General features: G+C 70.1%; 8 protein-coding genes. 4 read left to right on the forward strand and 4 right to left on the reverse strand.

Annotation, left to right across the window (positions count from 1 at the left end):
* Nucleotides 1–89: 89 nt before the first annotated feature.
* The 3 genes from ABZ260_RS37330 to ABZ260_RS37340 all read right to left on the reverse strand — a co-directional run bounded on the left by ABZ260_RS37330 (nt 90) and on the right by ABZ260_RS37340 (nt 3,775).
* Nucleotides 90–1,157, reverse strand: coding sequence for an ABC transporter permease (locus ABZ260_RS37330; RefSeq protein ID WP_355626960.1), 1,068 nt, complete (start codon nt 1,155–1,157; stop codon nt 90–92).
* The gene (locus tag ABZ260_RS37335; protein WP_355568932.1) at nt 1,147–2,169 is read right to left on the reverse strand and encodes an ABC transporter permease; all 1,023 of its coding nucleotides are present in this window, start codon (nt 2,167–2,169) and stop codon (nt 1,147–1,149) included. Before ABZ260_RS37335 ends, ABZ260_RS37330 begins: the two co-directional genes overlap by 11 nt.
* A 64-nt stretch (nt 2,170–2,233) precedes the next feature.
* Nucleotides 2,234–3,775 (reverse strand): sugar ABC transporter ATP-binding protein, encoded by a 1,542-nt coding sequence (locus ABZ260_RS37340; protein WP_355626962.1) that lies wholly within the window; start codon nt 3,773–3,775, stop codon nt 2,234–2,236.
* A gap of 221 nt (nt 3,776–3,996) precedes the next feature.
* On the opposite strand from ABZ260_RS37340, the gene ABZ260_RS37345 reads away from it, so the two are divergent.
* From ABZ260_RS37345 to ABZ260_RS37360, 4 genes are all read left to right on the forward strand, one after another.
* Nucleotides 3,997–5,004 (forward strand): substrate-binding domain-containing protein, encoded by a 1,008-nt coding sequence (locus ABZ260_RS37345; protein WP_350923720.1) that lies wholly within the window; start codon nt 3,997–3,999, stop codon nt 5,002–5,004.
* Nucleotides 5,005–5,054: 50 nt separating this feature from the next.
* Nucleotides 5,055–6,473: a rhamnulokinase family protein gene (locus ABZ260_RS37350; protein WP_355626964.1), complete on the forward strand. Its 1,419-nt coding sequence runs from the start codon at nt 5,055–5,057 to the stop codon at nt 6,471–6,473.
* A gap of 517 nt (nt 6,474–6,990) precedes the next feature.
* Nucleotides 6,991–7,641, forward strand: a complete 651-nt coding sequence (locus tag ABZ260_RS37355; RefSeq protein ID WP_355626966.1) for a lysophospholipid acyltransferase family protein — start codon at nt 6,991–6,993, stop codon at nt 7,639–7,641.
* Between the two features lie 72 nt (nt 7,642–7,713).
* A complete protein-coding gene (locus ABZ260_RS37360; RefSeq protein ID WP_355626968.1) occupies nt 7,714–9,345 on the forward strand; it encodes a penicillin-binding transpeptidase domain-containing protein in 1,632 nt (543 codons plus the stop codon).
* Nucleotides 9,346–9,411: 66 nt separating this feature from the next.
* Here ABZ260_RS37360 and ABZ260_RS37365 read toward each other — a convergent pair whose 3' ends face one another.
* On the reverse strand, nt 9,412–9,702 hold the full coding sequence (locus tag ABZ260_RS37365) for a DUF3040 domain-containing protein (protein WP_355626970.1): 291 nt from the start codon (nt 9,700–9,702) through the stop codon (nt 9,412–9,414).
* Between the last annotated feature and the right edge of the window lie 825 nt (nt 9,703–10,527).

Consider the following 10,527-nt stretch of genomic DNA (forward strand, 5'->3'; position numbering starts at 1 on the left):
CGCCGCAGGCGGCGAGCCCGAGCGAGAGCAGACCGGCCACGACCGCGGTCGAGGCGGACCTTCGCGAAACAGTGAACATAAGCGCTTCCTCAGGATGCGGGGGGCGTGGGCGATGAGACAGGTGACGGGCGGCGCCGGCGTTGCCCTATGACGGCAACGAGACGCGGGGTGATCACCGAGATGATCAGGAGGAGTCCGGTGACGATCGACTGGATCTCCGTCGACACGTCGTTGAGCATGAGCAGGTTGCGGAGAAGGCCGATGAGCAGCACTCCGGCGATCACCCCGCCGAGGGTGCCCTTGCCGCCGTCGAAGTCGACGCCGCCCAGCAGGACGGCCGCGATGACGGCCAGCTCCAGGCCCATGCCGTTGTCGGCGCGGGCGCTGCCGTAGCGGAGGGTGAAGACCACTCCGGCGAAGGCGGCGACCGTGCCGGAGAGCACGAACAGGATGAGCTTGATGCGCTTGACCCGGATGCCGGCGAACAGCGCGGCCTCCTCCTGAGCACCGATGGCGAACAGCGAGCGGCCGAATCCGGTGGCGTGCAGCACGACGCCGGTGATGATCGCCAGCAGGACGAACAGCGCCACCGGGTAGGGGATCGGGGTGCCGGGAACATCCTCCACGGCGAGGGAGACGTACTGCTGCGGGAACTCGGCGATGGCCCGGTCCCCGAGCACCACGTAGGCCAGGCCCCGGTAGAGCGCCAGCGTGCCGATCGTCACCGCCAGTGACGGCAGTCCCAGCCTGGTCACCAGCAGACCGTTGACAAGGCCGCATACCGCCCCGACCACGACCACCAGCGGGATGATCGTCTCGATCGCCCAGCCGGCGTCCCACAGGGTGCCGACCAGCGCGCTCGACAGGCCGAGCACGGAGGCCACCGACAGGTCCACCTCGGCGGCGACGACCAGCATGGTCATTGCCAGTGCGATCAACGCGATCTCACCGAGGTCGCCAAGGGCGAAGGACAGGTTGTCGACGCCGGCGAAGCCGGGCGATCCCACCGAGCCGCCGATGAAGACGAGCACCAGGAGCAGGCCGACCAGCACGTCCCAGCGGAGGAACCGGCCTGGCGAGCCACGGTCCGGCAGCCCGGCGAGGAGCGGAGCGGCCGTGTCCGCGGCGCCGGTGGCGGACTTCACGTCAGGAGCCATTTCGGAAGTTCCTCCTCCGCAGTACCCTCGCGACCCGCAGGGCGAGCAGCCGGTCGACGCTGATCGCCAGAAGCAGCAACGCGCCGGTGATGGCCTGCTGCCAGAACGGGCTGACCTTGAGCACGACCAGCGCGCTGGTGATCGTGGTGAGCAGCAGCGCGCCGAGGGCCGCGCCGTATACGGTGCCGACACCGCCGGTGATCGCCACGCCGCCGACCACGACGGCGCTGACCACCTGGAGTTCCCAGCCGTTGGCGGCGTCGGCGACGACGGTGCCGAACCGGGAGAGCCAGAGCACCCCGGCCAGGCCGGCGAGCGCACCGCTGAAGAGATAGGCCGCCATGACGCGGCGCCGCACGGACACACCGGCCAGTGCCGCCGCCTCCGGGCTGGAGCCGATGGCGTAGAAGTCCCGGCCCGAGGCGTAGGAGCGCAGGTAGTAGCCGACGGCCAGCATCACCAGGACGGCGATCATCGGCAGGTACGGGATGCCGAACACCGTGCCGTTGCCCAGCGACAGCAGTGCCGGAGGGAGGTCGACGGCGTTGATCTGCCTGCCGTGGGCGATGTAGTGGTCGACGCCCTGGATCACGTACAGCGTGCCGAGCGTCACCACCAGGGCCGGGACTCGGCCGAAACTGACCAGCAGGCCGTTGACCAGTCCGCAGAGCGCGCCGAGCCCGACGCCCAGGACCACCGCGAAGACGATGCCCCTGCTGTGGTCGGCGGCGAGGAAGTCTCCGACGGTAAAGGCCACCAGGCCGACGACCGAGCCGACGGACAGGTCGATGTTGCGGGTGATGACCACGACGGACTGGCCCACGGCGAGCAGCACCAGGATGGAGGCGTTGAGGAAGATGTCCTTGACGCCCTGCTCGGACAGGAAGTTGCCGTTGACGCCCACGGTCACGATGACCAGGACGGCCAGTGCCGCCACGATGCTCAGCTCGCGGGCCCGGAAGACCAGGTCCACCAGATTCCGGGTGCTCCGCCCGGCGGTGACGGCGCTCATGAGGCCTCCTCCGTCCGCCGCATGACCCGGGCACCGTGCTTTCCGGCGCCCTCGTTCCTGTCGATCACGAGGTCCCTCCGGTCGCTGCGGTCATCACGCTCTCCTCGGTGGCCCGCTCCCGCGGGATCTCGGCGACGAGCCGCCCCTCCTGCATGACGAGCACCCGGTCGGCCATGCCCAGCACCTCGGGCAGGTCGGAGGAGATCATCAGCACGGCGAGCCCGTCGGCGGCCAGCTGGGACAGCAGGCGGTGTACCTCGGCCTTGGTGCCCACGTCGATGCCCCGGGTGGGCTCGTCGATGATGAGCACGTCGGGCTTGGTGGACAACCACTTGCCCAGCACGACCTTCTGCTGGTTGCCGCCGGAGAGCACGTTCACCGCGTCCGACAGCCGGTTGAACTTGAGCTGGAGCCGGATGGCCCAGTCGCGGGCGCGGTCCCGCTCGGCGGCCCGGGAAATCACCGGGCCACGGCGCAGCGCCTTCAGGCCGGTGATGCCGATGTTGCGCTCGATCGAGTGGTCCATCACCAGCCCCTGCTGACGCCTGTCCTCGGGGACCAGGGCCAGGCCCGCGGACATCGCGGCGGTCGGGGACGCGGGCGGCAGCCGCTCTCCGTTGACCTCCACGGTCCCGGCGTCCCAGCGGTCCACTCCGAAGATGGCCCGGGCGACCTCGCTGCGCCCGGCGCCGACCAGCCCCGCCAGTGCCACGATCTCGCCCCGCCGCACCTCGAAGGAGACGTCGGTGAACACGCCCTCACGGGTGAGCCGGCCGACCTTGAGGGCGACCTCGCCGACCTCGGTCTCCTGCTTGGGATAAAGGTTGTCGAGGTCGCGGCCGACCATACGGCGGATCAGGTCGTCATGGGTCAGGCCCGCGACGGGTTCGCTGGCGATCCAACCGCCGTCGCGCAGCGTGGTGACCCGCTGGCAGAGCTCGAAGATCTCGTCCAGGCGGTGCGAGATGAACAGCACCGCGCACCCCTGCTCGCGCAGCGCCTTGACCACGTTGAACAGCCGGGTCACCTCGTTGCCGGACAGCGCCGCGGTGGGTTCGTCCATGATCAGCACCCGGGCGTCCCGGGAGAGCGCCTTGGCGATCTCCACGAGCTGCTGGTCGGCGATGGACAGGCCGCGGGCCGGCTGCTCGGGGTCGAGCGCCACGCCGAGCCGTTTGAACAGCTCGGCGGCCCGGCCGTGCATGGCCCTGCGGTCGATGCGGCGGAGCGCGGCCTTGGGCTGCCGGCCGATGAAGATGTTCTCGGCGACCGACAGGTCGGGGAACATCGTGGGTTCCTGGTAGATCACGGCCACGCCCGCCTGCTGGGCGTCGGCGGGACTGCCGAATTCCACCGGCTCGCCGTCCAGCAGGACCTGCCCGGTGTCCGGACGGTACACCCCGGCCAGGGTCTTCACCAGGGTGGACTTCCCCGCGCCGTTCTCCCCGGCGAGCGCGTGCGCCTCTCCGGCGTAAAGGTTCAGAGAGACCTCGCGCAACGCCTGCACGGCGCCGAACGCCTTGCTGACCCCGGCCAGTGCCAGGACCGGAGGGGCCCCGCCGGGGGACGGCCCGAGTGGCGCCTCCCCATCGCCCGGTGCGGTCACCGCGCCACACCCCTTCCCTGCTCTAAAAACGTTTTAGAAGACTGACCGGACGCTAAACCGCAGCGTCAGACATTGTCAATGGGTGGTGAAGGTCTCGTTTCCAACGCGTTACGACAACTACGCAGGCAGGGGGATGGTGGGCCCATCGTCATCTTTGAGTAGGGTCTTGCCGACATCGTGTAACACGTTTTAATCTATGCCGGGTCAAGGGGGGACAGCAGGTGAGCGGCGTCGGCATCAAGGAGGTCGCTCGGGTCGCCGGGGTCTCCCCCGGCACGGTGTCCAACGTGCTCAACCGGCCGGAGCGGGTCGCTCCCGAGACCCGGGAGCGCGTCAGGCGCGCGATCCGCGAGCTCGGCTTCGTCCGGCACGGCTCCGCCTCGACGCTGCGCGCCGGGCACAGCCGGACCATCGGGCTGTCGCTCATGGACATCGGCAACCCGTTCTTCACCGACGTCGCCGCAGGCGCCGAGGACGTCGCCAGCGAGCTCGGCTACGCGGTGATCCTCGGCAACTCGGGAGGTTCCCGCACCAAGGAGGAGCACAACCTGCGCGTGTTCGCCGAACATCGGGTACGCGGCGTGCTGATCACGCCGTCGGACGACGATCCCCGGCGGCTCGACGGGTTGCGCGAGCACGGCATCAGCGTGGTGCTGGTCGACCATCCGGCGTACCGGCCCGACCTGTGCTCGGTGAGCGTCGACGACGTGGCGGGCGGCCGGCTGGCCACCCGCCACCTGCTGGAGCGCGGCGCGCGGAGCATCCACCACATCACCGGCCCGCTGGCCATCCGGCAGTGCGCGGACCGCAGACGGGGCGCGGAGCTGGCTCTCGCCGCCGCGGGTCTCGCCCCGGCGACCGCGCTGGAGACGGTGGAGATGCCCGCGATGACCGCGCGGGCGGGCCAGGAGGCGGCGGAGCGGCTGGTCCGCTCCGGGCGGCTGCCCGAGGCGATCTTCTGCGCCAACGACATGCTCGCCCTCGGTGTACTGCGCGGCCTGCACCAGGCCGGGGTCGGCGTGCCCGGCGACGTGGCCCTGATCGGCTACGACGACATCGACTTCGCGGTGGCCTCGGCGGTGTCGCTGAGCTCGATCCGTCAGCCCACCTACGAACTCGGGCGGATCGCCACCGAACTGCTGCTGGACGAGTGCGGCAACCCCGGCGAGCACGCCCACCGGCAGATCATGTTCCAGCCCGAACTGGTCGCCCGCGAGTCCACCGGCTGAGCGGCGGACGGAACGGCGGCGACCACCTGACCACGAGTGGTGAGTGACAGATGAGCGTTTACGCGGCGGTCGACCTGGGAGCCTCCAGCGGCCGGGTGATGACGGCGCGGATCGAGGACGAGCGGATCAGCCTGACCGAGGCGCACCGCTTCGCCAACCGCCCGGTCCGGGTCGACGGCACCCTGCACTGGGACATCCTCGCCCTCTATCGGGGGGTGCTCGACGGGCTTCGCGAGGCCGGGCCGGTCGACTCGATCGGCATCGACTCCTGGGCCGTCGACTACGGGCTGCTCGACGGCGCGGGCCGGCTCATCGGCAACCCGGTGCACTACCGCGACGGGCGGACCAACGGGATCATGGAGCGAGTCGTCGCCGATCTGGGAGCCGACACGCTCTACCAGGTCGGCGGCTTGCAGTTCCTGCCGTTCAACACCGTCTACCAGCTGCTCGCCGAGCCGGGCCTCGACCGCGCGGAGACGCTGCTGATGATCCCGGACCTGCTGACCCGCTGGCTGACCGGTTCCGTCGGCGCGGAGGTCACCAACGCCTCCACCACCGGCCTGTACGACGTGCGGACCGGCGACTGGGCCCGAGGGCTGGCGGAGCGACTGGGCCTGCCGGCCGGGCTCCTGCCGGAGCTGCGGCACCCCGGAGCGCCCGCCGGGACGCTCCTGGCCGAGGTGGCCGCGGAGACCGGGCTGCCGGGTTCCACCCCGGTCACCTCGGTCGCCTCACACGACACCGCCTCCGCGGTGGCGGCGGTGCCCGCGAGCACCGAGCGGTTCGCCTACATCTCCTCCGGTACCTGGTCGCTGGTCGGGCTCGAACTCCCCAGGCCCGTCCTGACCGAGGAGAGCCGGCTGGCCAACTTCACCAACGAGGGCGGCCTCGACGGCACCGTCCGGTACCTGCGCAACGTGATGGGCCTGTGGATCCTGCAGGAGTGCATGCGCACCTGGGGCGAGACCGATGTGGCCGGCCTGCTCGACGCCGCCGCGCAGGCCGTCCCGTTCCAGGCGGTGGTCGACCCCGACGACCCGGTCTTCATGCCCCCCGGCGACATGCCGGCCCGGATCGCGACCTACTGCGAGCGGACCGGCCAGCGGCCCCCGCAGGGACGGGCGCAAACCGTACGGTGCGTGCTGGAGAGCCTGGCCCTGGCCTACCGGCGCACGCTCCGCGACGCCGTACGCCTCAGCGGCCAGAAGGTGGAGGTCGTGCACGTGGTCGGCGGCGGTGCCCGCAACGCGCTGCTCTGCCGGATGACCGCCGACGCGACCGGCCTGCCCGTGGTCGCCGGTCCGGTGGAGGCCGCCGCCCTCGGCAACGCCCTGGTCCAGGCCCGCGCCCAAGGCGTGGTCTCCGATATCCGCGCCCTGGTGCGGCAGAGCGAGCGGTTGGTCACCTACCTTCCCGAGGAGGGCGAGGAGTCATGGGCCCGTGCGGAGGCCCGGCTGGCCGGCCGCTGAGCCTCCCCCGCGGCGCCGCACCGGCGGTCCCAGCGGCCGGCCACCAGAAGCCTTGAATCTTCTCCTCCCGCGGCGAGGGCGGCGGAGTCCGGTTCCCACCGTGAGCTGCGAGTGACCGGAGGCCACCGGCCATGGCTGACACGCCGGTGACGGGAGAAGCGGAATAACCACCGGCGGACGTCCGTTAGAGTGATCGTGCCGATGTGGTTTGTGTCCCCCGGGCCGCAAATTACCGCCTTCACGGAATACCGTTCGGCTGGAGCCGTGTTGTGCCTCTCGCCGAGGAGGCGACCGCCACATCGGCACCAAAACATCGCGTCCCGCGAGCCCCCCAGGCTCGCGGGACGCTTCTTTTTCACCGGGCCCGACCGGAGGATTTCGTCGGGCTCGCCCCGGAAAAGAGCCACGCTGTTGGAGGAGGGCCACAAACCCGGCGGCTCCGCTTGTGCGGGTGCGTACAACCGTCGGCCGTCGGGCCACCACCTAGTGTGGTGAACCCGTCTCATGAGGAGAGTCCGTGCTCTATCGCCTGACCAAGACCGTCAGCGCTCCGATCCTGCATCTGCTCTGGCCGACCACGGTCACCGGGCATGAGCACGTTCCCGTCACGGGTCCGGCCATCATGGCCTCCAACCATCTGTCGATCCTCGACTCGACCTTCCTGCCGCTGGTGCTCAAGCGCCAGGTACGCTTCGTCGCCAAGGCCGAGTACTTCACCGGTAACCCCGTCACCGCGATGTGGATGCGCGCCACCGGCCAGATCAGCATCGACCGGCAGAGCCCCACCTCGGCCCAGGACATGCTCGACGCGGCGGCGAAGGTGCTCGGCGACGGCGAGTTGTTCGGCATCTACCCCGAGGGCACCCGCTCCCCCGACGGCCGCCTCTACCGGGGCAAGGTCGGCGTCTCCTGGCTGGCCCTGGCCACCGGCGCGCCGGTGGTCCCGGTGGCGATGGGGGGCACCGACAAGGTGCTGCCGATCGGTGCCGCGAGGCCCAGGCCGGGCCGGGTGAGCGTCCGCATCGGCAAGCCGATGACCTTCACCGGTTCCGAGACGAGCGCGCGCGACCGGCGTAGGGTGACCGACGAGATCATGACCGCGATCCAGGAGCTGTCCGGGCAGGAGTACGTGACGAGCTACGCGCCCAGCCGTACACAGGACAAATGATCATTTATCGAAATATCTCGCGCAGGTCACGCTAGGCTGCGGCGCTGGGGCACCGAGAGCTGGGGGGATCACGTGGCACGGGGTAGAACTATCGCGATCACATCGGCGGCCGTCGTGCTGGTGGCGGGGGCCGCCGGCGGCGGCGCCTGGTGGTACCTGCACACCAGGGGCACGCCCGAGGAGACCGCACAGCGATTCGTCGGCGCCTGGCAGAGCGGCGACCTGGCGGGCATGCGCGCCGAGCTGGGAGCACCGGACCCGGCGTTCGCCACGACGTACGACAACATGCGCAAGGCCCTGGCCGTGGAGAACACCGTCGTACGGCTCGACGGGGTGCGCGAGACCGGGGACGGCACCGGCCAGGCCTCCTACACCGCGACGCTGAAGCTGAAGGACGTCGGCGAGTGGAGTTACTCCGGCAGCGTCGACCTGACGGTCGTCGACCGGCACTGGCGGGTCAGGTGGTCGCCCAGTGCCGTCCACCCCGACCTGACCGCGACCACCGCCTTCGCGCTGAGAACGAAGTGGCCGGAGCGTGCCGCGATCACCTCCGCCGACGGCGCCCGCATCGACGGCGCCGACGTGGGCGGCTCGGTGCAGCAGCTCGTCGGCTACCTGGAGAAGGCCACGGCGAAGAGCGTCGCGAAACTGGGGGTCCCCTACAAAGTCGGCGACGCGGTCGGCGCGAGCGGGTTGCAGAGCACCTTCCAGAAGCGCCTGGCCGGCACCCCCGACACCGAGGTCGAACTCGTCGGCGCGGACAAGAAGACCGTCAAGACGCTCGGCAAGATCGAGGGCGAGGCCGGCAAGAACCTGGAGACCAGCTTGGACATGCGGGTCCAGCGAGCCGCGGTCGAGGCGGTCCGCGACCTGAAGAAGACCACCGCACTGGTCGCGATCAAACCCTCGACAGGCGAGATCCTCTCGGTGGTGAACAACGAGGGCGGCTTCAACCGGGCACTGGACGGCAACTATCCCCCCGGCTCGACCTTCAAGGCGGTCACCGCCGTAGGGCTGCTGGCCGAGGGGATGAACCCGGGCGATCGGGTCACCTGCCCCAAGGACGTCAAGGTAGGCGGCCTGCCGATCCGTAACTCCCACCACGCCGCCTACGGTTCGGTGTCACTGTCCGACTCCTTCGCCCACTCCTGCAACACCACCTTCGCGCCCCTGGCCAAGGAGCGGCTGGGCGCCGACAAGCTGCTGAGCACCGCGGAGCTGTTCGGTTTCAACAAGCAGCTCAGCATCGGCGTCCCGGCCGCCAAGGGCAGCTTCCCCAGGGCCCAGAGCGACGCGGAGCTGGCCGCGGAGTCCTTCGGGCAGGGCCGGATCACCGCCAGCCCGCTGATGATGGCCTCGGTGGCCGCCGCGCTGGCCGACGGCACCTGGCGCCCGCCGACCCTGGTCCCCTCGATCAAGCAGAAGGCGGAGCCTCAGGCGCTCCCCGAGGCCGTCATGCCCGGCATGCACCAGATGATGTCCGCGGTGGTCACCAAGGGAACGGCCAAGGACGCGGGCCTGCCCCGGGGCACCCGGGGCAAGACCGGGACCGCCGAGTACGGCGCGCAGGACGACCTGAAGACCCACGCCTGGTTCATCGGTTTCCGCGGCGACCTGGCCTTCGCGGTGATCGTCGAGGAGGGCTCCGGCGGCGGGGCGGTCGCCGCCCCGGTGGCCGCCGACTTCCTGCGCGCCCTCGGCTGACGGACGGCCGCGATCGCGGCGACGGTCACGAAGGCCCGCAGAGGGGGCCGCCGGCGACGGCTGTTGTCACAGCGGGAACGCAGCGGCCGCCTCGTGGCGCAGAACCATGATGAGAAGCGTGGCGATCAGCGTCGCGATCAGCAGCCAGCTGAACATGATGATGACCGTCGAACGGCGCAGGCGCCTGGCAGAACGCCCCCTGCCCTTCTTGGCGCCGCGTTTGCGGACACCGCCACCCTCCTTGCGCTGGACACGCTCGTTGAACGACTCCAGCCGCGCGGCTAGCCGCGGATCCTCATCGACGAGATGGCGCTCGATCTGCAGCAGCATGCGCTCCTCGTCTTGTGACCAGGCCATGCATCACCTCCCCGGAACGCAAGCCATGTGCCGACGTTCTGCCCAATCGTGAAGATCATTATCCGTTCTGAGGGCTGCGATTTACCTCTTCTTTTCGCAGGCGCAATCCAAGCACGCGATCATGCCCTCCCCCGGGGCCGGAAGGGCCGCGGCTCAGGTGTCGGGCGATTCCCAGCCTTCTCCGCGATCTCGACATTCCCACGGCCCGGATCGCCGCCATCGGCCGCCCCGGGAACAACGCCTCCCGCACGACGTCGGCAGAGCGTCAGGCCGGCCTGGCGGAATGCCGGGGGCACGCTCACACCGGACAACCTCGAAGGCGACCTCACACTCCTGGCCGCCGCCGTCCGCCACGACGAGCCCGGCGTGCGCGACACCGGCGCGGCGGTTACGAGGACGAGCGCCCTCGCCGGAGCCCCCGGCAGCGAGGACCGCACATGATTCGACGCACCGACCGACACCGACCGGCACCGCCCTCGACCACGCACCGCATCCGTAACCGCACAGATTGTGGGTGGTTGATGCCCGTAAAGGGTATTAAACCCCTCTGAGTGCCTAATCAAGGGCGTCGCCCATCAAGCACAACGGGGGAAACGGTGACGGACACCAAGAACACCAAGGACAGTAAGAACAAGGCGGCGAAGAGCTCGGGTAAGAGCAAGAAGGCCGCCATAAAAGCGACACGCTCCGCCAAACAGGCGAAGAAAGAGTCCGGACAGCCCGAGACCAGGTTGCCCGAGACGGGGCCCGCCCACCCGGGGGGACGAGCCTCCTAGCCACCGAGGACGTGAAATCATGATCGGGCGACCGGCATGAAACCCGGTC

Source organism: Streptosporangium sp. NPDC006013 (genome assembly GCF_040614275.1).
Lineage (GTDB): Bacteria > Actinomycetota > Actinomycetes > Streptosporangiales > Streptosporangiaceae > Streptosporangium.

Coding starts and splice junctions, on each gene's coding strand:
- ABZ260_RS37330 (WP_355626960.1), bottom strand. CDS start 1,157: ATGGCTCCTGACGTGAAGTCCGCCACCGGCGCCGCGGACACGGCCGCT.
- ABZ260_RS37335 (WP_355568932.1), bottom strand. CDS start 2,169: ATGAGCGCCGTCACCGCCGGGCGGAGCACCCGGAATCTGGTGGACCTG.
- ABZ260_RS37350 (WP_355626964.1), top strand. CDS start 5,055: ATGAGCGTTTACGCGGCGGTCGACCTGGGAGCCTCCAGCGGCCGGGTG.
- ABZ260_RS37365 (WP_355626970.1), bottom strand. CDS start 9,702: ATGGCCTGGTCACAAGACGAGGAGCGCATGCTGCTGCAGATCGAGCGC.